At 49.9% G+C, this 25287-nt stretch carries 26 protein-coding genes; 6 read left to right on the top strand and 20 right to left on the bottom strand.

Going from position 1 to position 25287, the window contains the following annotated elements; translation table 11 throughout:
• Positions 1-44: 44 nt before the first annotated feature.
• The 3 genes from OSH01_RS10635 to OSH01_RS10625 all read right to left on the bottom strand — a co-directional run bounded on the left by OSH01_RS10635 (position 45) and on the right by OSH01_RS10625 (position 1747).
• Positions 45-896 carry a methylated-DNA--[protein]-cysteine S-methyltransferase gene (locus OSH01_RS10635; protein WP_266124078.1) on the bottom strand — a complete coding sequence of 284 codons (852 nt, stop codon included), beginning with the start codon at positions 894-896 and terminating at the stop codon, positions 45-47.
• Positions 897-966: 70 nt separating this feature from the next.
• The gene (locus tag OSH01_RS10630) at positions 967-1320 is read right to left on the bottom strand and encodes an RnfH family protein (protein ID WP_266124077.1); all 354 of its coding nucleotides are present in this window, start codon (positions 1318-1320) and stop codon (positions 967-969) included.
• Positions 1313-1747, bottom strand: a complete 435-nt coding sequence (locus OSH01_RS10625) for a type II toxin-antitoxin system RatA family toxin (RefSeq protein ID WP_266124076.1) — start codon at positions 1745-1747, stop codon at positions 1313-1315. Before OSH01_RS10625 ends, OSH01_RS10630 begins: the two co-directional genes overlap by 8 nt.
• A 60-nt stretch (positions 1748-1807) precedes the next feature.
• On the opposite strand from OSH01_RS10625, the gene smpB reads away from it, so the two are divergent.
• The gene (gene smpB / locus OSH01_RS10620) at positions 1808-2266 is read left to right on the top strand and encodes an SsrA-binding protein SmpB (protein WP_266124075.1); all 459 of its coding nucleotides are present in this window, start codon (positions 1808-1810) and stop codon (positions 2264-2266) included.
• 32 nt (positions 2267-2298) lie between these two features.
• Here the strand turns inward: smpB and OSH01_RS10615 are convergent, their stop codons facing one another.
• Positions 2299-3201, bottom strand: a complete 903-nt coding sequence (locus OSH01_RS10615; RefSeq protein ID WP_266124074.1) for a LysR family transcriptional regulator — start codon at positions 3199-3201, stop codon at positions 2299-2301.
• Positions 3202-3302: 101 nt separating this feature from the next.
• Here OSH01_RS10615 and OSH01_RS10610 point away from each other — a divergent pair, with 101 nt between their 5' ends.
• Genes OSH01_RS10610 through OSH01_RS10600 form a run of 3 tightly spaced genes read left to right on the top strand, consistent with a single transcriptional unit; the run spans position 3303 to position 6020 of the window.
• Positions 3303-3917, top strand: coding sequence for a Bug family tripartite tricarboxylate transporter substrate binding protein (locus tag OSH01_RS10610; protein WP_266124073.1), 615 nt, complete (start codon positions 3303-3305; stop codon positions 3915-3917).
• Between the two features lie 45 nt (positions 3918-3962).
• A complete protein-coding gene (locus OSH01_RS10605; RefSeq protein WP_266124072.1) occupies positions 3963-5135 on the top strand; it encodes a CaiB/BaiF CoA transferase family protein in 1173 nt (390 codons plus the stop codon).
• Positions 5136-5138: 3 nt separating this feature from the next.
• A complete protein-coding gene (locus tag OSH01_RS10600; protein WP_266124071.1) occupies positions 5139-6020 on the top strand; it encodes an HpcH/HpaI aldolase/citrate lyase family protein in 882 nt (293 codons plus the stop codon).
• A gap of 45 nt (positions 6021-6065) precedes the next feature.
• Here the strand turns inward: OSH01_RS10600 and OSH01_RS10595 are convergent, their stop codons facing one another.
• A complete protein-coding gene (locus OSH01_RS10595) occupies positions 6066-7382 on the bottom strand; it encodes an NAD(P)/FAD-dependent oxidoreductase (protein ID WP_266124070.1) in 1317 nt (438 codons plus the stop codon).
• 196 nt (positions 7383-7578) lie between these two features.
• Between OSH01_RS10595 and OSH01_RS10590 the strand changes: the two genes are divergently transcribed.
• The gene (locus tag OSH01_RS10590; protein WP_266124069.1) at positions 7579-8226 is read left to right on the top strand and encodes a TetR/AcrR family transcriptional regulator; all 648 of its coding nucleotides are present in this window, start codon (positions 7579-7581) and stop codon (positions 8224-8226) included.
• A 97-nt stretch (positions 8227-8323) separates the two neighbouring features.
• Here the strand turns inward: OSH01_RS10590 and ppsA are convergent, their stop codons facing one another.
• Positions 8324-10693, bottom strand: coding sequence for a phosphoenolpyruvate synthase (gene ppsA, locus OSH01_RS10585; protein ID WP_266124068.1), 2370 nt, complete (start codon positions 10691-10693; stop codon positions 8324-8326).
• A gap of 164 nt (positions 10694-10857) precedes the next feature.
• Here ppsA and ppsR point away from each other — a divergent pair, with 164 nt between their 5' ends.
• Positions 10858-11694, top strand: coding sequence for a posphoenolpyruvate synthetase regulatory kinase/phosphorylase PpsR (gene ppsR, locus OSH01_RS10580; RefSeq protein WP_266124067.1), 837 nt, complete (start codon positions 10858-10860; stop codon positions 11692-11694).
• 29 nt (positions 11695-11723) lie between these two features.
• Here the strand turns inward: ppsR and OSH01_RS10575 are convergent, their stop codons facing one another.
• The 14 genes from OSH01_RS10575 to pyrH form a co-directional block, all read right to left on the bottom strand.
• Positions 11724-12512 (bottom strand): TrmH family RNA methyltransferase, encoded by a 789-nt coding sequence (locus tag OSH01_RS10575; RefSeq protein ID WP_266124066.1) that lies wholly within the window; start codon positions 12510-12512, stop codon positions 11724-11726.
• Positions 12509-13114, bottom strand: coding sequence for a ribonuclease HII (gene rnhB / locus OSH01_RS10570; protein ID WP_266124065.1), 606 nt, complete (start codon positions 13112-13114; stop codon positions 12509-12511). Before rnhB ends, OSH01_RS10575 begins: the two co-directional genes overlap by 4 nt.
• Positions 13104-14312 carry a lipid-A-disaccharide synthase gene (gene lpxB / locus OSH01_RS10565; RefSeq protein ID WP_266124064.1) on the bottom strand — a complete coding sequence of 403 codons (1209 nt, stop codon included), beginning with the start codon at positions 14310-14312 and terminating at the stop codon, positions 13104-13106. Before lpxB ends, rnhB begins: the two co-directional genes overlap by 11 nt.
• On the bottom strand, positions 14309-15097 hold the full coding sequence (gene lpxA / locus OSH01_RS10560; protein ID WP_266124063.1) for an acyl-ACP--UDP-N-acetylglucosamine O-acyltransferase: 789 nt from the start codon (positions 15095-15097) through the stop codon (positions 14309-14311). Before lpxA ends, lpxB begins: the two co-directional genes overlap by 4 nt.
• 4 nt (positions 15098-15101) lie before the next feature.
• Positions 15102-15557 (bottom strand): 3-hydroxyacyl-ACP dehydratase FabZ, encoded by a 456-nt coding sequence (gene fabZ, locus OSH01_RS10555; protein ID WP_266124062.1) that lies wholly within the window; start codon positions 15555-15557, stop codon positions 15102-15104.
• Between the two features lie 36 nt (positions 15558-15593).
• Positions 15594-16691, bottom strand: a complete 1098-nt coding sequence (lpxD, locus tag OSH01_RS10550) for a UDP-3-O-(3-hydroxymyristoyl)glucosamine N-acyltransferase (protein WP_266124061.1) — start codon at positions 16689-16691, stop codon at positions 15594-15596.
• Between the two features lie 6 nt (positions 16692-16697).
• Entirely contained in the window at positions 16698-17255 is a 558-nt protein-coding gene (locus OSH01_RS10545; RefSeq protein WP_266124060.1) for an OmpH family outer membrane protein, read from the bottom strand.
• A gap of 61 nt (positions 17256-17316) precedes the next feature.
• Positions 17317-19656 carry an outer membrane protein assembly factor BamA gene (bamA, locus tag OSH01_RS10540; protein WP_266124059.1) on the bottom strand — a complete coding sequence of 780 codons (2340 nt, stop codon included), beginning with the start codon at positions 19654-19656 and terminating at the stop codon, positions 17317-17319.
• Positions 19657-19708: 52 nt separating this feature from the next.
• A complete protein-coding gene (rseP, locus tag OSH01_RS10535) occupies positions 19709-20983 on the bottom strand; it encodes an RIP metalloprotease RseP (protein ID WP_266124201.1) in 1275 nt (424 codons plus the stop codon).
• 81 nt (positions 20984-21064) lie between these two features.
• Complete coding sequence (locus OSH01_RS10530; protein ID WP_266124058.1) at positions 21065-22264, bottom strand: 1-deoxy-D-xylulose-5-phosphate reductoisomerase; 1200 nt, start codon at positions 22262-22264, stop codon at positions 21065-21067.
• 33 nt (positions 22265-22297) lie between these two features.
• Positions 22298-23161, bottom strand: a complete 864-nt coding sequence (locus OSH01_RS10525) for a phosphatidate cytidylyltransferase (RefSeq protein WP_266124057.1) — start codon at positions 23159-23161, stop codon at positions 22298-22300.
• 18 nt (positions 23162-23179) lie between these two features.
• Positions 23180-23935, bottom strand: a complete 756-nt coding sequence (gene uppS, locus OSH01_RS10520) for a polyprenyl diphosphate synthase (protein WP_266124056.1) — start codon at positions 23933-23935, stop codon at positions 23180-23182.
• A gap of 28 nt (positions 23936-23963) precedes the next feature.
• Positions 23964-24524, bottom strand: a complete 561-nt coding sequence (gene frr, locus OSH01_RS10515; RefSeq protein ID WP_266124055.1) for a ribosome recycling factor — start codon at positions 24522-24524, stop codon at positions 23964-23966.
• An 18-nt stretch (positions 24525-24542) separates the two neighbouring features.
• The gene (gene pyrH / locus OSH01_RS10510; RefSeq protein ID WP_266124054.1) at positions 24543-25259 is read right to left on the bottom strand and encodes a UMP kinase; all 717 of its coding nucleotides are present in this window, start codon (positions 25257-25259) and stop codon (positions 24543-24545) included.
• Positions 25260-25287: the final 28 nt, after the last annotated feature.

Genomic DNA, 25287 nt, shown 5'->3' with positions numbered 1-25287 from the left:
CAATTCAACCCTCAAGCATAAGCCAAGCTAGGCTGTCTTGCCGCTTAGGTTAGGGAATTCTCTACGTCTAATAAATACTGCTTGCGCGCTAAACCCCACGCGTATCCCCCTAAACCACCATCTTGGCGAACCACACGGTGACAGGGCACAATAACGGCCAGATGATTGGCTGCACACGCGCTGGCAACGGCTCGCACAGCGGCAGGTCGCCCTATACGTTGCGCCAGCTCGCTATACGTGAGCACAGTACCAACGGGAATCCGCTGCAAAGCCTGCCAAACTTGGCACTGAAACACGGTACCGCGCAAATCGAGTGGAAAGGCTGGGATCTGATCAGGCTGATCCAAGAAACTTAATACCTGAGAGGCTAATTGATCGTAGCTGGGGTGCCCACCCTGCCAGTGCGCATGCGGAAAACGTGCTTGGGCTAACTCCAAAAGAGTTTGAGCATCTTCCCCTAGCAACAAGGCCACCAGCCCCTTCTCACTACTGGCAATGAGCACCTCGCCCAAACTGCAAGAGCCTAAAGCAAAATACAAGACTTCTTTATGTCCGCCCTGACGATACTGTTTAACACTCATCCCTAAGGCTTTTTCGCTGTGTGCATAAAATCGACTGCTAGAACCATAACCAGCAGCGTACATCGCGTCTGTCACGCTATCAGCCTCAATCAATCCCGAGCGTAACGACTTTGCGCGACACGCATCGGCATAAGCCTTAGGGCTCATCCCTACATGTTGGCAAAATACACGGTGCAAATGCGCGGGACTGATCTGTACCCGGTGCGCCAATTGAGTCAACGTGGGCGCTGGTTCTTCCTGTGCTAATAAGCGGCAGGCTTGCAGCACAAAATTTGGCACGGCTAGAGGTTGATTATTTGGATGTGTGGCAGTCATTGCTAGGCCCTCAACACGGATGACACAAAAATAGTAACCTAGACTTTGCTACCCCACACTCCGTTTCTTATCATAGACTGACTGTCGCGCGCGGCTGCCGTCGGGGCCGCGGGGGTTTTTGGCTACGCTTATGTGCATAACGACGACGGCGCGATTCCATCGGATCAAACGTTAAGGGTCGATAAACCTCGACCCTATCCTTATCTTGCAAAATAAGCTCAGGCGTGCTGATCTGGCCCCATACACCAACTTGTAACTCGTCCAGTGCACCTTCGTCTGCAAGTTCAGTGCGTAATGCCGTATACAGCCCTGATTGCTCTAAGGCCTGCCCTAAAGTAACGCCCTGAGGTAAGCTGTACCATTGGTCCCAGGAAGTGTGCGAGCTTATATACACCACTCGTATTCGCAGTAAAGGATCAGTCACCGTAAATATCATCCGCTCGTCGGGTAAAGGAATCAATAAAGCTATTGGCCACTCGATTAAAAATAGGTCCTACGACCATTTCCAAGGCGCGACTAGAAAATTGATAATCCATGACAAACACGATTTTGCATCCATCTTCACCTAATGCGGTAAACTGCCAGTCCCCTTTGAGTTGCGAGAAAGGGCCGTCTACTAGGCGTAAAATGATTTGCTTAGGATAGTCATGTTCGTTACTGGTAGTAAAAGTTTGGCGTACACCGGCAATACTAATCGTGACTGATGCCTCCATGCCTTTATCGGTGTGTTCGTTTACCTTGGCGCCACCGCACCAAGGCATGAATTCAGGGTATTTTTCCACGTCTGCCACTAAGTCGAACATTTGCTCGCAGCTATAGGGAACAAGAACGGAACGTTTTACTGTATGCATCGGCTCTACTTACTAGATAGAATGTATTGATTTTACAACTTTAAGACAATTGATGAATTCATGAGCATTGTTGACAACCGCAAAGCAAGACACGAGTACTTTATCGAAGATCGATTCGAGGCGGGTCTGGTGCTGGAAGGCTGGGAAGTCAAAGCTATTCGGGCTGGTCATGTACAGCTACAGGAAAGTTATATTATCGTGCGAGATAGCGAAATTTTCGTCATTGGCATGCATATTAGCGCTTTACCTACTGCCTCTACCCACATACGCCCTGACGCTACCCGCACTCGCAAGCTATTATTACGCGCCGAAGAAATTCGTAAACTCATCGGTAAAGTTGAACAGCGTGGCTACACCTTAGTACCGTTAAACCTGCATTATAAGAAAGGTAGGATAAAAATGGACTTTGGTTTGGGCCGTGGTAAAAAACTACACGATAAACGCGACAGCTCCAAAGACAAAGACTGGAAACGTGAACAAGAGCGCTTACTCAAACACGACACGCGCAAACGAGACTAGTATACTGCGCCAGAGGAGCCTGTATGGCTCTTCTACCCTGCCGCTATTTGCTGCCAAACCTCCTGCACCACGCCCCGCACAGCACGTACGACGACTTCGGCCGCTTGATCCTTACGGCTAACCACGTTAATCGAGCGTTGAAACAAACCAGAAGCAAAGGGTATTATCTGCAGCTCTTTACGCATCAACTCGTCTTGAAGGCTGTGTTTGGATAAAATACTATATCCCTTAGAGGCTATAACGAGTTTTTTGATCGCATACGTAGAATCAACATCTTGGACATCGCTCGGGATTTGACCTAATTGGCTTTGGAAAGTTTGCTCTATCATGACGCGCAAAGTCTGCGGGAAAGCAGGCAAGATCAAGGGTAAGCCAAGCACTTGTTCTAAATCCAGCGGCATCGTTAACTGCTTAAGCTGTTGTGCAGATGTTACCAAATACAAACACTCACTTCCCAGCCGTATTACCTCCAGCCCAGCCTCAACGGGCACATCGTACACCACCGCCACATCTACACGCCCCTCTTGAACCCACTCCAATAATGTTCCGCTCATACTCTCGCTTAGACTGAGCTCCACATTGGGGTATAGCGCTGCACAACGCTCTATTAACGGCACACATAAACGCGTGTTGACCGCCGTGGATAAACCAACTCGCACCCGTCCAAAAGGGTTGTCCTGAGAAGAACGAAACGTTTGCCCTAGGGTGTCCACTCGTTGCACGATTTCCTGCGCTTGCCCATACAAGTACTCACCTGCTTGAGTTAGCGCCACCCCACGAGAGTGGCGCACAAATAAAGATTCACCCAACTCGTCTTCCAATTGTTTAAGCCGTTGCGATAAGGCAGGTTGGGCCACATGAATATGCTGTGCGGCCGCAGAGATGCTTCCATAGCGCACAGCAGCTAAAAAATAACGTAATTGGGTCAAAGTCATATGTTTTTATATATAGCTTTCATTGTTCAATAGTATTTTACATATAGCGGTGCGACGGCAACAATAAAAAAACACTTATAAATTGCCGGAGACAACCCATCATGTTCAAACGTCAATGCGCACTCATAGTCTTTAGTTTGGGACTTACCTTGGCTCACAGCGCTTACGCCTCTACCTCTTATCCACAACAAACCGTCAACGTTATCGTTCCCCAAGCCCCAGGGGGTACCAACGACATCGTGGCACGCATCATGTCAGAGGAATTCAGCAAAGACTTTAAACAAAGCTTTATCGTGCTTAACAAGGCTGGTGCGGGCGGCAATATTGGCACCGCTATTGCCTCTCGCGAAGCGGCAGACGGCCATACCATTTTATTTACCATCAGTAGTTCACAAGCCATCAACCCCGCCTTGTACAGTAACCCAGGCTTTGACCCTATTGCTGACTTCGAGCCAGTAGCGGCAGTGGGCGCTGTTCCTAATGTGCTTTGCGTCAATGCAGACTTCCCTGCGCAGGACTTGGAAGAGTTTATTGCGCTCATTAAGGATCAGCCCGATCACTACCAATATGCTTCGGCCGGCAATGGCTCATTGAACCATTTACTGGGGAGCATGCTAGACCAAAAGGGCGGCCTAAAAATGCAGCATATTCCTTACCGTGGAGTATCTGCTGGGATGACTGATGTAATGGGAGGCTTGGTGCCGGCCATTTTCTAGAGGCCTCTGGCGCCCAAGTCAATTAACTTCTCTAAGGATACTTTTATGCAGCAGTTCAATCCAGAGCTCAATGGTCCGTTAGCCGACGTGCGCGTGATCGATATGTCTCGTTTGGTTGCTGGCAATATGCTCAGTGTGTACCTAGCCGACTTTGGCGCGGATGTTATCAAGGTTGAGCGGCCTGGGCACGGAGATGATCTGCGCCATTGGCGTGAAGGCGGCCACGATGTGTACTGGAAAGTATATGGACGTAATAAGCGCTCTATTGCCTTGGATTTAAAAACGCCAGAAGGCAAAGAGCATCTGCACACGCTCATTAGTCGTAGCCAAGTACTGATTGAAAACTTTGTTCCCGGTGGTTTAGAAAAGATGGGGTTGAGTCCTGAAAGGCTACATCAGATCAACCCAGCCCTAGTCATCGCTCGCGTATCTGGGTGGGGCCAAGATGGTCCCTATCAACACAAGCCCGGCTTTGGCACCTTAGTAGAAGCCATGTCAGGCTACGCTCACTTGAACGGTTTTGCCGATAAGCCTCCTGCCCTCCCCCCATTGGCGATGGCTGATATGGTAGCAGGCATGTACGGCGCTGCTGGCGTGCTGACCGCCTTACGGCACGCCGAAAAAACTGGGCAGGGACAAGTGGTGGACCTTTCTTTGTTTGAACCTATTTTGTCATTGATTTCATCGGAGGCAGCCAAGGTAAAGGCGACCGGCCTCACCACCATGCGCTCTGGAAACCAATCGGCGCATACCGCGCCGCGCAACTTATACCTATGCTCCGATGGCCGTTATATCGCCGTGTCCGGCTCTATGCAATCGATGGCGGAGCGAATTTTTGACACAATAGGAAGGCCGGAACTGAAAACTCATCCTCGTTTCGTAGATAATGATGCTCGGGTAGAAAACAAGGACGAATTAGATACTATTTTGCAGGCCTTTATTGGGCAGCGAGACCAAGCGAGTAACCTCGCCTTATTTGAGCAAGCCGCCGTCACTGCTGGACCTGTTTGCAGCATGGACGAGCTTCTAGACCATCCCTATGTACTAGGACGTCAAGCCTTGGTGGAGCTACCCGATGAACAATTGGGCCAAGTCCCCATGCATAATATTACCCCTAGACTATCGGCCAGTCCGGGTGGCTTTCGTCGCCCTGCCCCACGTTTAGGCGAACATACTGAACAAATACTGGCCGAACTGGCCACCCTTAAGCAGGAGTAATTCATGGCTACACCCGTTTTCCCTTGGCGCTCCATGTTATTTGTGCCAGTCACTAACCCACGCTTTGTGCATAGCGCAAAAAAACCAAACCAAGCCGATGCGATACAGCTGGATTTAGAAGACAGCGTGGCGCTGAGCGATAAACAACTGGCCCGAGAACAAGTGTGTACGCTGGCAGAAGATTTTCAATCCTTAGGCAAAGACGTCATTGTGCGCATCAATCGCCCTTGGCGCCATCTCGTACGTGACCTAGAGGCTTGCTGCTGGCCTAGCATAAAAGCCTTAACCCTTCCTAAAGTACCCAATGCAGGCTTTGTTCAAGCCGTCGCCGAGGTGCTTGATGAGCTAGAGCTAGAACGAAACATGCCGGCTGGACATATGCGTCTTATTCTTATGATTGAAGATGCGCAAGCTCTGCTCGACATCGAAGCTATTGCCAAGTCTCATCCTAGGGTCATAGGCCTGATCGTAGGGGCAGAAGACTTAGCCGTTTCCATGCAAATGCAGGTCACCAGCGACAGCTTGTACCTGCCCAATATGTTGGCTTTAGCCGCCTGTCGCGCGGCAGGTATTGCCCCCATTGGATTTATTGGCTCGGTAGCCGATTACGCTGACCAAGAGGCTTATAAGCAAACCGTAGAACGCGCCGCAGCGTTAGGGTTTGCTGGAGCATTTTGTATACACCCCAGTCAAATTGAGCCCGCTAACCAAGCCTACTCACCTGCTCCCGCAGCGCTTGCTCGCGCTCGCGCCTTACTGGAACAGGACCAACAAGCGCGTGCTCAAGGTTTAATGACATTTAGCTTTGAAGGCCGGATGGTTGACGCGCCCGTGGTGAGCCAAGCCCAGCAGTTGGTCCAACGCGCCCAGCATTGGGGCTTATAAACCTAACTTATTGACGCTGGGCGCAGACCGCTACAGACGCCCATCTTAATGCAGCTTAACCCTAGGTGCGGCGCGCTTGCTCAGCAAACGCCCTAGGGCCAAGGTAAACGTGCGTACCCAGCCCAATACGGCCATATGATGCATTAAATGCAGGCTCATATACATGCCTCGGGCCAACACGCCCTTAACGAACCAGCTCCGCCCCACTAGCACTCCCATTAAGCTGCCTACGCCACGGCTTTGTCCTACAGAGACCAGCGAGCCATAATCTTTAAATTGAAAAGGGTGTTGCTGCGGTGGGCGCCCTCGCAATTCTTGACTAAAGCGTCGATATAAATAACTTGCCTGTTGATGCGCTACTTGCGCTCGCGCCGGTAAATACGTACCGCTATCGCCCCACGGCGCTTGCGCGCAGTCTCCTATCGCCCAGATATTAGGATCTTCTGTACGCAGGTAAGCGTCCACTATGAGTTGATTGAGGCGGTTAACAGGTAACCCTACATGACATAAAAACGCTGGCGCTTTGATACCCGCTGCCCACACACATAGGTCACTAGGATACTCCTTACCTTCGGCATCGATAATCACGTGCTTGCCAATTTCCGCCACACGAACCCCCGTTTGTACACGCACACCACGTTGTACTAACAAAGCATGGGCGGAGGCGGATACTTTCTCGGGTAATGCCGATAGAATACGATCGGCCCCTTCCATTAAGGTAATACGCACAGCGCGCTGTTGAGTATGGCCGGGCGTGTTAACCCCATAAAAATGCAAATCAGCACTTGCCTCTAATAGTTCTGCAGCCAATTCTACGCCTGTAGCGCCCCCGCCTACGATACTGATACACAAGTCATCGTCCAGCCCCTTTTGCGCACGTTTATGCGTGCTGATGAGTTCATTGAGCAGCTTAAGCCTAAAGCGCTCAGCCTGCGCAGTAGAGTCTAAGGCCACGGCATACTCGTCCGCCCCTTTGGTACCGAAAAAGTTAGTTTGACTACCTACACAGAGCACAAGGTAGTCGTACTCCACGCTGCGCGCCGGAAACACTTCCTCGTGATCAGGGCCGACTACCGGCGCCAAGGAGATTTCTCGCTTATCACGATCCAAGGCCAACATCTCACCTGGCAAAAAGGTAAAATGACAGTCGCGCGCAAGCATAAAGTAAGACAAGCCTTCACGGTGAATGTCTAAGGTACCTGCTGCTACTTCATGCAAAGACGGCTTCCAAATATGATCGTGCTCCTTGTCGATCAAAAATACAGTCTCACGTCCAAAGCGCCTTCCTAACTTTGCGGCAAGCTCTAGCCCCCCCGCCCCTCCACCAACAATAATAATTTTTTTTGATAGTGTGTTGGCCATACCGAACTCCATCTTTTATAAGTATTTACAGTAGCAGAAAGTACACGATATAACTTGTACAAAAAACAAATAAACTCTATACAAAAGTACCAATCCGAACGATGAGGCTAAAATAGCCTTGAATACGGCGATAATACACAGTAGCACCGCTTACAAAATCCTCTTTTAATTTATAGCTTGTCCTATCAGTACAACAATGCAACACGACGTCCCCAGAAAATCTGCTCGCTACACCCGCAAAGGACGAGAGCGCCGCACTAAAATACTTGAAGTTGCTGCTGCCACATTTAGGGAGCATGGCTTTGAGGCGGCTTCTATGTCCCAAATTGCTGCCTTGGCGGGCGGCTCTAAAGGTACGCTCTATAACTACTTTCCCTCCAAAGAGGATCTGTTGCTAGCTACTATGCTAGCAGGTGCGCAAGACTATACGGATAAGTTACTCATAGCGCTGGATCCCGAAGGCGATACACGTGAGCAATTGGCCTTATTTCTGGCCCCCCTGCTCACCACTTTATATTCCCACAAGACCGCTCAGTTACTACGCGTGGCCATTTCTGTAGGGGGTAAAACTGATATCGGTCGGCGGTTTTTTGATGTTTTGGACGATGATATCTGGTCTAACGTGGCGCAGTTCTTTAAAGCTCAAGGAGAACGCGGCCGTCTATGTCAACAAGACCCTCAATTGATGTGTCTACACCTACGCTGCCTATGCGAAAGTGAACTCATTCCCTTGCTGATGGGGGCAGTAGATCCTTGGGACAGCGCTCGGGTCGATCAAGAAGTAAAACATATCAGCGACATTTTCATGCTTGCCTACGGTCGGACACCGCCAAAGCAAAGCTAGTTAGCCTTCTCTCATGACCTATCACTGCACGTAAAAAAGGCTGAACCCTGGTAGGGACTCAGCCTTTTAGCTCAACGCTTCGAGACAGCCTTAATGCTTAACCTTGATCGGCTAGGCGCTGCCAAGTGTCTACCACCGTATCAGGGTTCAGGGACAAGGACAGGATACCCTCATCACGCAGCCATAATGCCAAATCCAGATGGTCGCTAGGCCCTTGTCCACAAATACCGACGTATTTGTTTTGTGCCAAACATGCCTTGATTGCACGGCTCAGCATAAACTTCACCGCTTCATCGCGTTCGTCAAAATCAGCCGCTAGCAACTCCATACCGGAATCACGATCCAGACCTAACGTAAGTTGCGTCATGTCGTTCGAGCCGATTGAAAAACCATCGAAGTGCTGTAAGAACTCATCCGCTAAAATAGCGTTGGAGGGCACTTCACACATCATGATTAAACGCAGGCCGTTTTCACCTCGTGCCAGACCATGCTTGGCCAGTAGCGCCACCACGCGCTCAGCTTGTGACACGGTACGTACAAACGGGACCATGATCTCGACGTTGGTCAGACCCATCTCATCACGCACTTTTTTCAGCGCTTCACACTCCATCTTGAAGCACTCTTCAAAGTCTTCAGATAAATAACGTACGGCACCACGGAAGCCCAGCATTGGGTTTTCTTCCTCGGGCTCGTAGCGTGAACCGCCCACCAATTTACGGTATTCGTTAGATTTAAAATCAGACAAACGTACGATGACTGGTTTGGGATAAAACGCAGCCGCCAATGTCGCCACCCCTTCGGCCAACTTCTCGACAAAGAACGCACGTGGGCTTGCATAGCCCCGCGCCGCAGATTCAACCGCTTTTTTCAGTTCACCATCCACATTGGGGTAATCCAATACTGCTTTGGGGTGCACCGCAATATTGTTATTAATAATGAACTCAAGACGAGCTAAACCGATTCCCGCGTTAGGAATTTGTGAAAAATCATAGGCTAGTTGAGGATTACCTACGTTCATCATCACTTTAAGACCAATTTCTGGCATTTGGCCCCAGCGCACTTCCTCAATTTCAGTTTCAAGTAAACCGTCGTAAATGCGGCCCTCGTCACCTTCAGCACACGATACGGTTACTTCTTGATCCGCTTTCAATACGTCGGTGGCATCATGGCAACCCACTACCGCCGGAATTCCAAGCTCACGCGCGATAATCGCGGCGTGGCAAGTGCGGCCGCCACGGTTGGTCACAATAGCAGAGGCCAGCTTCATGATAGGCTCCCAGTTGGGGTCTGTCATGTCGGTAACCAAAATGTCACCGGCTTTTACTTTGTCCATTTCTGAGGCATCAGCAACGATACGCACTTTGCCCGAACCAATTTTTTGACCAATGGCGCGACCAGTTACCAAGACTTCGCCCGTTGCTTTGAGACGATAGCGCTCTTGCACATCGCTAGCAGACTGTTGCGACTTCACGGTTTCGGGACGAGCTTGCAAAATGTATAGTTTGCCATCGATACCATCACGACCCCACTCAATGTCCATAGGACGCTGGTAGTGTTCTTCGATAATGGTGGCGTAACGAGCCAACTCGATGATTTCATCGTCAGTTAAGGAATAACGATTACGTTCTGAAACGGGTACGTCTACGGTGCGCACCGCGTGGCTCGTGTTACCGCTATCGTCGAATTCCATTTTTATTAGCTTGGAGCCAATACGACGGCTAACGATAGGATAGTGTCCGGATGCCAAAGTGGGTTTAAATACATAAAACTCATCTGGATTCACGGAACCTTGTACCACTGTCTCGCCCAAACCGTAAGACGACGTGATAAACACCACATCTTTAAAGCCAGACTCGGTATCCAGGGTAAACATTACTCCAGCACTGCCTTTGTCGGAGCGTACCATGCGCTGCACGCCCGCCGACAAGGCCACTTCAGCATGTGCGTAGCCTTTGTGCACACGATAAGAGATAGCGCGATCGTTGTACAAGGAGGCAAAGACGTGGTGCATTTTTTCTAGCACTTCGTCAATTCCCACAACGTTCAGGTAAGTTTCCTGCTGTCCGGCAAACGAGGCGTCGGGTAAGTCTTCAGCGGTAGCTGATGAACGCACCGCAAACGAGCCTTTACCATCAGCGTCCAGTTCCGCGAACTCAGCACGTACTGCTTGCTCAAGCTCAGCAGGAAATGGGGTGTCGATGATCCACTGACGAATTTCAGCGCCGGCTTGGGCCAACTCACGCACATCATCAGCATCTAGGGTCGAGAGGCGATCAGCAATGCGCTGATCTAAGCTGTCGTGACGCAAAAAGATGCGGAATGCTTCGGCGGTCGTCGCAAAGCCACCTGGCACACGTACCCCCGCATCAGCCAATTGGCTGATCATTTCACCCAGAGAGGCATTTTTGCCTCCGACCGTATCGACATCCGTCATGCGGAGCTGGTCGAACTTCACTACATAAGACATAACGTCACCTTAATAGAAAAAAAAGCGTGTTTGCTTAAGACATAAAACGCATGAAACCGCGCTTTTAGGCTTATGCGTTAAGCAAACCTGCCTTGCCTGCCTTTAACGTGACTGTTAACCTTGCAAATTGTACCGTTTCCCTAGCAATCTGCACCACTTATTCCATGTCCCTATCGCCAATTGAACGTACTGTGTTCGTCGTATCTGACAGCACCGGCATTACCGCCGAAACATTCAGTCACTCTGTGCTGTCTCAGTTTGCACAGTTTGAATTTGAAGCCATACGCATTCCTTTTATCGACACGATCGAAAAAGCGGAGTCGGTCGCCGCCCGCATTAACCGCTGCGCCCAAGAGCAAGGTCAACCACCGTTGGTCTTTAGCACCTTGGTAGACCCCAAGATGGCGCACATTATAGGCAAAGCCAACTGCACCTTCCTAGATTTATTCGGTGCTTTTGTACGTCATATTGAACGCGCACTGGGCGTCAAATCAAGTCGTTCTGTAGGCCGCTCGCATTCAGCAGGCACCTCGAACAAACGCTATAACAACAGAATTGAAGCTATTAATTTCAGTTTGGCACACGATGATGGTCAATATGTAAACGGTTTAGAACAGGCCGATGTCATCTTAGTGGGTGTCTCTCGTTGTGGTAAAACCCCAACGAGTTTGTACCTAGCGATGCAATATGCGGTCAAAGCAGCGAATTATCCGCTGACCCCAGACGACTTCGAACGCGATACCTTACCGGCTACTTTACTGCCCTATCGTAAAAAGCTTTTTGGTTTGTCTATACAGCCAGAACGTTTGGCTGAGGTGCGTAATGAACGCCGCCCTAATAGTCGCTACGCCTCGTTAAGCCAGTGTTTAAACGAAGTAGCGGACGCAGAGCGCCTAATGCGAATGGAGAACATTCCTTGGCTGTCGACTACAACGAAGTCTATCGAAGAAATTTCCACCAAAATACTCGACGAAATCGGCTTAGACAGGCGCTTGTACTAAGCTCTACCCATCAAACAGGCTTAAACCCGCTAGCTAGCCCGATGCTGGCGGTATTGCTCATACAAACACAATGCCGCAGCAATAGATACATTTAACGACTCCACGCCGGCTGCTTGCGGTATAAACAAACGTAGAGCTGCTGCCTGTTGCAGCTCTACACTGACTCCTTGGCCCTCATTGCCGACCACCCACAACGCTTGCTTAGGAAGCGGTGAAGCGTACAGGTCTTGAGCATCGGGGGCCAAACTAGTTACCAACAACGGCACCTGACAAGCCTGTATGACTTCCTCTACCTTTAGTTGCTCGTAAAGCCGCAAAGAAAAATGCGCGCCTTGGGCACTACGCAGTACTTTTTGTGACCATACTGACGCGCATCCCTTACTTAAGTAGACCGCTTGAATGCCACACGCGGCCGCCGTTCTAAGTAAGGTGCCTACATTGCCTGGATCTTGCACTTGGTCTAACAACAATGCATTGGCCTGAATGGTTACCGGTGCAAGGCTAGGTTCGACACGCACCACAAACCCCACCCCCTGCCCCTTACCCACCACTTGACGCAGAGTGCTCATTAACTGCGCGCTAAAGTGCACACAAAGCCGATCTGGAATATAGCGCAATAGCTCGACTAACTCATCGCCCACACGTTCGTGCTCGAACACCGCCAGTTCAGGAAGGCCTTTATGCTCTAGCCACATTTGGCATAAATGAATGCCTTCTAACCAAATATACTGGGCCGTATCGACCTGTTCACGCTTATCACGTACTAATTTGAGTACACGTTTATACATCGCATTATCGCGCGACTCTATAAGCTTCATACGTTCTCCAGCATTTTGCGTATCGGCGCAAAACTACGCCTGTGTTCCACGCAGGGTCCATGCTCTCGTAACCGCTCTTGGTGCAAAGCCGTACCATACCCTTTGTGTTGATCAAAACCATACATGGGATAGGCCTCGTGCATTTGCTGACAGAGTGCATCTCTCGCTGTTTTAGCTAAAATAGATGCTGCTGATATAGCCGGCACTTGCGCATCCCCTTTTACCAGGGTGCGCGCCTGGCAATGTAACCCTGCAGGCAAGCGATTGCCGTCAATCAACGCTAGCTGTGCCGCAGGCTGCAAAGCATTGCAGGCACGCTGCATGGCTAGCATAGTGGCTTGCAGAATATTAATGTGATCAATCTCTGCTACGCTAGCGCTAGCAATATGCCAAGCGAGCGCGCGTTCTTTAATCGCCATAGCTAACTGATCGCGCTTTTTTGCGCTTAGTTTCTTTGAGTCCCCCAAGCCCTCGATGGGTTTAGTAGGGTCGAGGATAACGGCTGCAGCAAACACTGGGCCTGCCCAAGGGCCTCTGCCAGCCTCATCAACACCGGCCAGTAATAGAGGCCACTGCGCTTGGTTCAATACATCAAATTGCATGCTGTCGTGCTAATTTCAAAATAACGTCTGCCGCCAAGGCTGGAGTATCTCGATGTAAGCTTTGGTGCAACGCGAGAAAAGTGTTTTTTACCTTGGCAATATGCGCTGGATCACGCAGAGCTTGCCAACAGGCTTGAGCAAGCTTTTCGGGCTGTGCATCGTCTTGCAATAACTCAGGCACAACAAAATCACGAGCTAAAACATTAGGCAGCCCCACCCACGGCAAGTAAGGACGAGCCTGGCCTGACTTCCAGCGCATGATACGCTCCATGGCAGGGCTCAGAACATACGAAATGACCATAGGCTTTTTGAATAAAGCTGCCTCTAGGGTGGCCGTACCGCTGGCCAATAACACCGCATCCGCCGCTTGCAAAGCCGTCCAGCTTGCTGGACGCACTATTCCTTGCTCATCCACATAAATCGCACCGGGGGTCTGCGCATCCAATATATGCAAATTTTTAATTGGGTACTGCGCCAAAATAGCTTCGAACTCTGCTCGTCTGCTTGCGTTCACCATAGGCACCAAAACATGTAAGTCCAGAGCTTCTCGCTGCAATATCTGTACTGCTTGCAAAAAACGCGGCGATAACAACTTCACTTCCGAGGAACGGCTGCCTGGCAGTAGGCTGAGTACCTGAGCCCCCGCGGGCAATTCCATGCCTAAGCGCTCTCTAGCCTCGTTAGTGTCGGGCTTAAAAGCAATATTCTGCGCTAAGGGATGACCTACATAGGTAACCGGCACCCCCTCTTTTTCGTAAATTTCGGTTTCGAAGGGAAACAGCACCAACATGTGCGATACCGCGGCGCGGATTTTATGGATACGCTCGTAACGCCACGCCCAGATAGAAGGGCCCACAAACTGCACTGTAGGTACGCCAGCCTGCCGCAGTTGATGCTCCATACGCAGATTAAAATCGGGAGCGTCGATGCCTACATAGACGCTGGGGGGCTGGCGCAAATAATACTTTTTCATGCCTAGGTAGGTGCGAAGCAACACTGGGATTTGCTTTAGTGCCTCTACGTACCCAAACACTGTTAAGGCATCCATAGGGTAGTGGCTATGAAAGCCCCGTGCCAGCATTTCGGGACCGCCTATCCCTTCTATCAACGCTTGCTGTTGGCTTTGTATGCCCTGAATAATGCGCGCTGCTAGTAGATCGCCAGAGGGTTCCCCGGCTACCATGCCTATACGCATCATGGTCGCACGATACCGCGCGTGGACGTTTGTAAAAACTCGAGCATCAGCCCTACTGCCTTTGCGGACTCAGGATGCTGCTCTTGCAAGTGCTGCATCTGCGTAAGTGCTTGCTCTACACTTAGGTTACGACGATACAACAGCTTATAGGCCTCTTTAACTTGCGCGATTTGTTCAGGAGAAAAACCACGCCGCCCTAACCCCTCGGAGTTAATGCCCACTGGCCGAAACGGATCGCCTGCGCCGATCACATAAGGCGGAATATCTTGGCGAATGGAGCTCGTGCCGCCTATCATGCTATGGGCGCCGATACGCACAAACTGGTGCACTGCCGACAGCCCGCCGATTATAGCCCAATCACCAATATGAATATGCCCGGCTAACTGAACGCTATTGGCCATAATGATGTGACTGCCCAACTGACAATCATGAGCGATATGTACATACGCCATGATCCAGTTATCGTTACCCAAGCGGGTGACGCCAATATCTTGCACGGTACCGGTATTTATCGTCACGTACTCACGTATGGTGTTACAGTCGCCAATTTCAAGCTTAGTGGGCTCACCCGCATATTTTTTATCTTGGGGTACCCCACCTATAGAGCAAAAACGATAAAAATTATTGTTTTTACCAATACGGGTATGGCCGTCTATCACGCAATGCGGTCCAACAACCGTACCGCTATCTATACTGACATTAGCCCCAATAATACTGTAGGGGCCCACTTGCACATCACTGGCCAATTGCGCGTCGGGATGGACAATCGCCGTCTGGTGAATACCCATGAATTTACTCTTCTAGTTGACGAATGGCACACATTAGCTTTGCTTCGGCGACCACTTGCCCATCTACCAAAGCACGTGCTGTATATTTACACAAAGCACGGCTGATACGATCGGCACTGACTTCCATCCGTAATTGATCGCCTGGCACTACAGGTTTACGGAAACGAGCACCATCAACACCCACCAAATAATACGCTAACTTACTATCCACTTTAGCGTAAGGGTCGTCGGGATCAGCAAATGAGAAGATCGCGGCGGCTTGCGCCATAGCTTCGATAATTAGCACACCAGGCATAACTGGATGATGTGGGAAATGCCCTGTAAAGAACGGTTCGTTCATAGAGACATTTTTCAGTGCCACGATGCTTTTCCCCGGGACCATTTCCAGAACACGATCAACTAATAGCATCGGGTAACGATGCGGTAAGCGATCCATGATTTGTCGTATATCCAGTTCCATTAGGTATCCTGCTTTTGTATTTTTATAAGTTAAAAACTATTTTTCGTCTCGTTGCTGACGCTCTAGGCTACGCAAACGACGTCTAAGAGGGCTCAATTGTGACAGTACAGCGGCATTTTTTTGCCAATCAGTATGCGCCGCGAAAGGATAGACCCCCGTATAACGGCCCGCTTGGTTAATGCTAGAAGTAATCGCCGTACCGCCAGAAACATGTACATCGTCAACTAGTTCCAAATGCCCTGCCAACATAGCGGCACCAGCTATCGTGCAGCGTTTCCCTATCCGAGTAGAACCTGCTATCCCTACACAAGCGGCCATCGCCGTATGATCACCCACCTGTACGTTATGACCAATCATGATTTGGTTATCGAGCTTTACCCCATTACCGATGATCGTGTTGTCTAAGGCTCCACGATCAATTGTAGTGTTAGCGCCGATTTCTACATCGTCGCCTATCTGAACCTGACCAATCTGAGCAATCTTAGCCCAGGCTCCTTGGTGCTTGGGGTCGGGGGCAAAACCAAAACCATCAGCACCGAGAACCACGCCGCTATGCAAGATGGCTCGCGCACCGATATGCACACCGTGATAGAGGGTTACCCGAGCATGAAGCAAACAATCAGCCCCTAGGCTGCTGTTAGCACCGACGACGCAATGAGCACCTAAGCGAGAACCGCGAGCGATCTGCACACCCGGTTCAATAACACAAAATGCGCCAATACTCACCCCTTCAGCAATCACTGCGCTAGGGTCGATCACGGCCGTAGGGTGTATGCCTTGAGGCAATTGATCCATGCGTACTTGATCAAAACGTTGCGCTAACAACGCATACATCAAGTAAGGCTGCGAACACAGCACCGGTACAAAATTTGGTTGAAAATCAAGCTGCTCGAAGACCTCGGGGGTCAGAATAACCGCTGCTGCTTGAGTACTGGCCAAACTAGCTTGTAAGCGTGGGTTGGATAAAAAGCTGATTTCCTCGGGGCCTGCAGAAAGCAAGGAGCCTAGGCCCCGCAAACGGGGCATAGGCTCAGAGGTATTATTGATCAGCTTACAGTCCAGACCGGCTTTGTTGATCTGTAGGACGAGATCAGACAGAGAAAACGCCTGATCCGGTGTCAGCAATACCGGCATAATACATTAACCGCCCAAGGCTTTTAGCACTTCTTCGGTGATATCTACACGAGGACTGACCGTCACAGCATCTTGAATGATGATGTCGTAGCCTTGTGACTCAGCAATCTGCTTAATCACCGCGTCAGCTTTTTCAACTAGGGCAGCAAACTCTTCGTTACGGCGACGATTGAAATCTTCTTGAAATTCGCGACGTTTACGCTGCAAATCGGAGTCGAGGTCGGCCAGTTGACGCTGACGCTTAATACGATCTGTTTCAGACAAAACAGGGGCATCTTTGTCGAACTTTTGCACTTGACTGCGCAACGTATCGTCAAGGTTGCTCAACTCTTGGTCGCGACGTTTGAATTCCGACTCAATTTTTGCCTGCGCGGCCTGAGCAGGTTTAGAGTCGCGCAGTATACGTTCGGTGCTCACAAAGCCAATTTTAGTTGATTGCGCTTGAACCACTGGAGACGCTGCCATGGCGCTCACTCCAAGTGCAGCAGCCAAAACCAAAGCTCTATTGCCACGGTTCAAACCACGAACAATCGCGTTAAGTTGTGAGGTGATGTTTAACTTCATGAAAAATATACCTTGCAAATTAGGCTGCATAATAAATCAATTGTGCCATTAAACCATGACATCAGAAAGCGGTACCAATTTGAAATTGGAAGGCTTGCTTATCATCTCCCTCTTTGGCGTTCATGGCTCGACCATAAGAGAGTTGTAGTGGTCCTAATGGGGAATCCCACGATAGCCCCACACCGGCTGAATACTTCCAACCGCATGGATCCGTGACCCGATTGTTACGGCCTTGTGCGCAGGTGCCATTGCTGTTGTCTACCTTACCCGCATCTGAGAACAAGAACCAGCGTAAAGTGCGGTCGCGCGATGCACCCGGGAAAGGCAAGTATAACTGCGCGTTAGCAATCATGCGTCGGGAGCCACCTAAGTAGTCACCGGTAAGTGTATCGCGAGGCCCAAGCGAAGCCCCTTCGAAGCCCCTTACCGACCCAATACCCCCTGCGTAAACGTTTTTAATGACTGGAAAGTTTTTACTGCCATACGTTTTACCCCAATCGACCGCACCGTTCACCGCGAAAGTAATTGAGCGTGTGACGGGGAAATAATGCTGGTGGCTCGCATGCAACATATAGTAGCGCAAATCCATGGTCGATAAGTCACCTGACAAGTTTGTCATGTAACCACGATTTGGAGCAATGGCGCTGTCTCGAGTATCTTTAGACCAGCCTAAATTAAAAATGACGGAATTGGTCGTTTTACCGTATTCAGCAACATAGTCTTGGTAGGCTTTCGGAGTATACAAGGTGCTTAACTTAGAGAGTTCGTTACGCTCTACGTTAACGCCCATGAAAACACGGTCATACTCAGAAATTGGCACACCAAAATTAAAGCCCCCACCAATTGCAGTATTACGATAGTCACCGTAAGTATCTTCCCCTTCGTAGGGTGTAGTGCGGCGATAATATATTGAGGTGGTTTTGCTAATGCCGTCTTGAGTCCAGAACGGATTAGTGTGACTTAATACTGCGGTACGATTAATTTTACTGGTGTTAAGTTGCAAAGATAGGCTATTACCACTACCAAAAATATTATCTTGGCTTAAGCCCGCCGACAAAATAAGCTTATCGGTAGAACCATAACCCACACCTAGGTTAATCATACCCGTAGGTTTTTCAGAGACATTAACGTTCACGTCTACCTGATCCGGAGACCCTGGGACGGGAGAGGTGCTGACGTCAACCTCGTTAAAGTAGCCTAAGCGATCAATGCGGTCACGCGACATGCGGATATTATCGGCATCGTACCAAGCAGCTTCTTGCTGGCGCATTTCGCGACGTACGACTTCATCACGCGTGCGCACGTTACCACCCACTTCAATGCGGCGCACATACACACGTCGACCTGGATCGACATAAAAAGTTAAGTCAGCAGTGTGATTTTCACGATCCAGCACTGGGTTAGGATTCACGTTGGCAAAGGCATAGCCTAAGGTACCCAGATACTCGGTAATAGCTTTTACTGTCTCAGTGGTCGCATCCGAGGAAAACGTTTCGCCTGCCTTTTGTTTTAACAAAGGCTCTATTTGCTCGTTCAAGCCCAACAAGTCACCGGCTAACTTAACACCACTTAAGGTATAGGGCTCGCCCTCGTGTATGGTCATGGTGATAAATATATCTTTCCGATCGGGCGAAATCGATACTTGAGGCGCTTCAGAGGAAAACTCTAAATAACCACGATTAAGGTAAAACGAGCGAATACGCTCCATATCACCTTCTAGTTTTTCTCGTGAGTATTTATTTGTACCGGTATACCAAGTCATGAAACCAGAAGTCGTTAGCTCCATTTCATCTTGGAGACGGCCCTCTGAGAAACTTTCATTCCCAATAATTCGAATTTCTTTAATCTTCGCTAAGTCACCTTCGAAGATGTCGAAGCTTACCCCTACGCGGTTCCGCGGCAAGGGCGTAATGACCGAGGTAATCTCGACCCCATACTTACCTTTAGATAGGTATTGCTGTTTGAGTTCGAACTCGGCACGCTCTAGCATGGCACGATCAAACACCCGCCCCTCGCCAAAGCCCACTTGCGACAGCGAGTTAATAATGGCCTTCGAGTCAAACTCGCGCATACCATTAAAACTAACCGATGCGATAGTAGGACGCTCGACCACATTCACCACCAAAACATTATCAGCGGTGTCGATTTGAACGTCGCTAAAAAAACCGGTGGAATATAAACGCTGAATTGCGGCGGCTGCCTGTTCTTCGGAGAATTCTTCGCCCACCTTAACGGGTAAGGAGGTGAATACGGCACCGGGGTCTACCCGCTGTATCCCGTTTACTTGGATGTCGCGCACAACAAAAGGCGAAAAAGCACTTGCTAAGGCAGGCGCTAACAGACTTGCCAGCAAAAAAGGCAAGGTACGCAATGCAAACTTGGGTTTCCGGCTTAACGACATCCTGGAGAATCCTTGGTCGGTCAAAAGTTTGTAGATTTTACGGCACTCGCTCTTAACTGAAAAGGCGTGTGACATCATTAAATAGAGCAAATACGGTTAAAGCAGCTAGTATAACGAATCCTAGCCGGCGTGTAGCCATCTGCCACGCTAGGGAAAGTGGTCGACCACGCACTGCTTCGATGGCATAGTACAGCAGATGACCGCCATCTAACATAGGTATAGGTAATAAATTCAATATACCCATACTAACGTTAATCATAGCAATAAAACTTAAATAGGCGACCAAACCAATTTTTGCTGTTTGGCCAGCTTGGTCCGCTATACCGATGGGGCCCGACAAATTTTTTGTTGAAACATCGCCGCTCACCAAGTAGAACATCATTTTAGCTAAAAGCTTGACTGTTTCGTAGGTGCGTTGTATTCCATATTTTACGCTACCTACTAAACCGTAATTGACTTGTCGCAACTCATAGTCGGGCCGCACCACCACGGCAATCTTTCCCATTGCCTGCGATTGATCATTAAGGACTGCATCAGGCTGAATCTGCAAAGATAATATTTGCCCCCCTCTTAATACCTGAAGCATAAATGGCTGATCGGCAGATTGTTGCACTAATTGAATAAAACTATTAGCGCTGGGATGATGCAACTCGCCAGCCTGAACAATCACATCTCCGGCCTGCAAGCCTGCTCGCTCACCGGCTCCGCTCAATACCTTTTCAACCACTGTTTTAGGCTGCGCCAGTGTTAGGCCTGTACTCTCTAGAGGGTCAGTAGTATGGTCAGGGTTCAGTGCATTAGGAGGCAAATACAAGTTGCGCTCGACTCGATCACCTTGTGCGGTCTCTATCTGTAACGATATATCTCCACCTTTGGGCAACACCTCGAGCAACTGCCAGCGTACATCGCCCCAACTATCTATTCCCTTACCGTCGATAGCCAAGAGACGGTCGCCCTGCTGCACACCCGCCAGCGCGGCAGGGCTTTGGGCGTCGGGGGTACCCAGTAGCGCTGCGGGCATGGTAATACCCAGCATACCTATCCAGGCGAAAAAGAAAACAGCCAGTAAGAAATTAGCTAGAGGACCGGCAAAAACGATAAAAGCGCGTTGTAGCAACGATTTATTCTCAAAGCAGCTGGCTTGCTCTGCTTGAGAAGCCCCCGGCCAAGCCGTGTCGCGCATGCGTACATAGCCGCCTAAGGGAATGGCAGAAATCGCCCATTCAGTGCCTCGCTTATCATAGCGTCGCAATAAAGATTGCCCAAAACCAAAGGAGAATTTCTCCACGTGCACTCCGCAAGCGCGAGCGGCGAGGTAATGCCCCAATTCATGCAGGGTGACAACGACCCCAATAGCTACTATGAAAGCGAGCAAGCTGATGAGCATTTATAGGTAATATCCAAAAAACTAGCGGCAGAAATCCGCGGCCACACGACGCGCGTCTTGATCGAGAGCTAAAATAGCGTCGAGGCTATTTAATGCCGCGTCGCTGCACCGTTGTAGCCTGTCGAGGGTATGTTCTATGATTTGCGGTATTTGAGTATAGCTAACCTGACGATTTAGGAAACGCTCTACAGCAATTTCATTGGCGGCATTTAAGCTAACACAAGCTGCCTGCCCTGATCGCAACGCATCAAAGGCCAAGCGCAAACACGGAAAACGTTGTAAATCGGGAGCCTCGAAATCTAAGCGTCCCATACTAGCCAAATCCAACAGCCCCACACCGCTGTCTATACGCTCGGGAAAACCTAATCCGTAAGCGATAGCAGTGCGCATGTCTGGCTGTCCCAATTGCGCCATCACGGAGCCGTCTATGTATTCCACCATAGAATGAATAACGCTTTGAGGGTGTACCACTACGTCTATTTTTTCTATAGGCACCGAGAAAAGCCAGTACGCTTCGATGACCTCTAAGCCCTTATTCAACATCGTGGCTGAATCAACAGAAATTTTACGGCCCATGGACCAGTTAGGATGAGCACAAGCTTGCTCAGGACTGACCTGCGGCAATTCAAGCAACGGTGTTTGGCGAAAAGGGCCACCGGAAGCGGTAATTATCAAACGGCGTACATCGTTGGCTAACGGATTACCTGGCACGGATTTATGATGCTGGTCTAAGCACTGAAAAATAGCACTATGCTCGGAGTCGATGGGTAGTAGTTCCGCCCCACCCTGTTTGGCCACCTCAATAAATAAGCTACCCGCTGCCACCAGAGCCTCTTTATTGGCCAACAAAATACGCTTGCCTGCCCGCGCCGCAGCGAGTGCTGCGGGCATACCGGCGGCACCAATAATGGCGGCCATCACCGTAGTCACTTGGGCGTCGGCAACGGTTTCCTCTAGGGCTTTTGCCCCCACACGCACTTCAGGCATGGCACACGGCGCACTGGATGACCAAGCTTGGACAAAACGCTCACGTGCAGCGGAATCTGGCACCACCACCACTTTAGGCGCACAAGCCATGGCCTGTTCAGCAAGCTTTTGCATACGACTGTATGCCGACAGTGCGTAAACGGCCATACGGTCTGGGTGCCGAGCAATGACATCCAGAGTGCTTACCCCTATGGAGCCGGTAGAACCTAGCACGCAAACTTGTTGAAAACTCATTTCTGACACCCTAAGCAATAGACCCAGCCCACACTACAAGCCAACTTGACCACCCAGCAACATGGCTAAGGGAGCGACCGGCAATAAAGCGTCAATGCGATCATAGACACCACCGTGCCCAGGCAATAACTGACTTGAGTCTTTGACTCCAGCACGGCGTTTTAATAAGGACTCAAACAGGTCACCCATGATAGACAAAGCGGCTAATACCGCAGCAATTAGCACCATTCCTACCGCAGACCATTGTTGATATAGAACAGTTCCTAGGGTGTTAGGCCAGATAGTACTCAGAGCCACCCACAAACACGCTCCCAGCACCCCGCCCAATGCCCCCGCCCACGTTTTACCCGGACTAACACGAGGGGCCAACTTAGCTTTGCCAAAAGCGCGCCCAACAAAATAGGCGGTGATATCAGCCACCCAAATAAGTACCAACACGCTTAACACATATAACAAGCCGCGACTTAGCCACATCTGCACTAATGCCGCCCAGGTAACTAAGGGAGCCAGTATGCCCATGGCACTTAGGACAACACTTTGCTGAATTTGTTGAACTTGCGCTTGGCGAATCAGATGTGGAACGTAGAGCAACCAAAAAAGAATAACCAGCGGACTGATATAAACATATATCAGTTGCAAGATAGCTTGCGACTCAGAGGACGGTGTAGCACTAAAACTTGCGTAACTGAGCCAGAGCAACAGCGCCGCTAACACAACCGCTAGATAGGGCGCCAAAGCACGTTGGCTTGCTGGTAATGTTAAGCGCAGCCACTCCCAACTGGCCAAGCTACTGGCTAACAGTAATATCAGCAACAAGGGCCAACTTGAGGGGGCTAGCATGGCTGCACCCAGAACCAACAACAGCACGACAGCAGTAATAATGCGCTGTTTTAGCATAACAACCCCCTAACAGATTCAAGCCTGTTTAAGTTGCGCACTGGTGCGCCCGAATCGACGTTCACGGCCCTTGTACCACTCAAAAGCTTGCTCCAACGCCGCAGAGTCGAAGTCTGGCCAATACGTATCAGTAAAATACAATTCGGTATACGCCATTTGCCAGATTAAAAAATTGGAAATGCGTTGCTCTCCGCCTGTACGAATAAACAAATCTGGCTCGGGCGCATACGCCATGGCTAAATAAGGAGCTAAACTAGCTTCGTTAATAAGATCAGGCTGCGCCGATAACTCTGGATGCGCCGCAAGCATGCGGCGAGTCGCCTGCAAAATATCCCAGCGCCCGCCATAATTGGCCGCAATGGTAAGCGTCAAGACTTTATTTCCAGCCGTATGCGCCTCTGCTTCAGCTATTAGTTCTTGCAGCTCCGCATTAAACGCCGTCAGTTCACCCACTACGCGCAAACATACTCCGCGTTCGCTTAGGTTTTTCATCTCTTTGCGCAACGACTTCATAAACAGTCGCATCAACATCGAGACTTCGTCTGCTGGTCTGCGCCAATTTTCCGAGCTAAATGCAAACAAAGTCAGGTAAGAAACCCCTAGCTCAGCGCAGGCCTCGATAATACGGCGCACAGACTGTACGCCGCGCAAATGGCCCGCTGTACGCGGCAAATGACGTTTGGTGGCCCATCTGCCATTGCCGTCCATTACGATGGCCAGGTGAGTAGGTACTGAACCCGATGTTGGAATTATTTGTGTCGAACTGCTTTGCATTACCTGCCCACCTGTGTATGCCAAGTGATCAAACCGTCATGACCTCGGCTTCTTTCTGTGCAACCAGCTTATCGATCTCGGCGACATATTTATCGGTTAGCTTTTGCACTTCATCTTGACTACGGCGATCATCGTCTTCGGAGATTTCCTTGTCTTTCAAGAGCCGCTTCGCGGTGTCGTTCGCGTCTCGACGCAAGTTCCGAATGGCCACCTTAGCGTCTTCACCCTCTACGCGCACTACTTTCGTAAGGTCGCGACGACGCTCTTCGGTTAACGCAGGCATCGGTACGCGAATGCTTTCACCCATCGCAATAGGGTTCAAGCCTAAGTCACTATCACGAATTGCTTTCTCTACCGTACTAGCTAAGTTTTTTTCCCACACTTGTACGTTTAATGTACGGGCATCTAGAACGGATATATTGGCTACCTGAGCAATAGGAACTGGTGAACCGTAGTACTCCACCTGTATATGATCAAGCAAGCCCGCGTTCGCGCGTCCCGTACGGATTTTCGACAGGTTTAGTTTCAATGCCTCAATCGTTTTCTGCATACGAGTGTCAGTCGATTGTTTTATTTCAGACAAACTCATGATACTAGATTCCTTTTATCAAACGTGGACTAAGGTGCCTTCGTCTTCGCCGGTAATTGCACGTGCTAAAGCACCGGGCTTATTGATAGAGAACACTTTAATCGGTAATTTTTGATCACGGCACAAGGCAAACGCTGTGGCATCCATCACTTCTAGACGACGCACGATGGCTTCATCAAAGCTAATGCGCGAGTAACGCGTTGCACCAGGATCTTTATTCGGATCGGCACTGTAAATGCCGTCGACTTTAGTTGCTTTTAAGACAATTTCCGCGCCCACTTCAGCACCACGTAAAGCAGCGGCTGTATCGGTGGTAAAGAAAGGGTTGCCCGTACCAGCAGCAAATATCACCACTTTACTCTCTTCCAAGTAGCGCAGGGCTTTAGGACGAATATAGGGCTCAACAACTTGTTCTATGTTCAAGGCTGACTGTACACGCGCATCTAAGCCACGATGCTTAAGAGCATCTTGTAGCGCCAAGGCGTTCATTACCGTCGCCATCATACCCATGTAGTCGGCCGTAGCGCGATCCATCCCTTGTGCACCAGGTGCAATGCCACGAAATATATTGCCGCCCCCGATCACTATGGCTAACTGGACACCCAATTCAGCGACTTGGGCAATTTCTTCGGTCATACGCAAGATTGTATTGCGATTAATACCGAACGAGTCTTCGCCCATCAGCGCCTCGCCGGATAGTTTGAGCAAAACACGCTTATATAAAGGGGTGGTCATGGCAGAATAATTCCGAGAACTGATACAG

Source organism: Alcaligenes endophyticus, assembly GCF_026344035.1.
In the GTDB taxonomy this organism is placed as follows: Bacteria; Pseudomonadota; Gammaproteobacteria; order Burkholderiales; family Burkholderiaceae_B; genus Alcaligenes; species Alcaligenes endophyticus.
The sequence above is the reverse complement of the archived record's forward strand: the minus strand, read 5'-3'. Positions and strand labels throughout refer to the sequence as shown.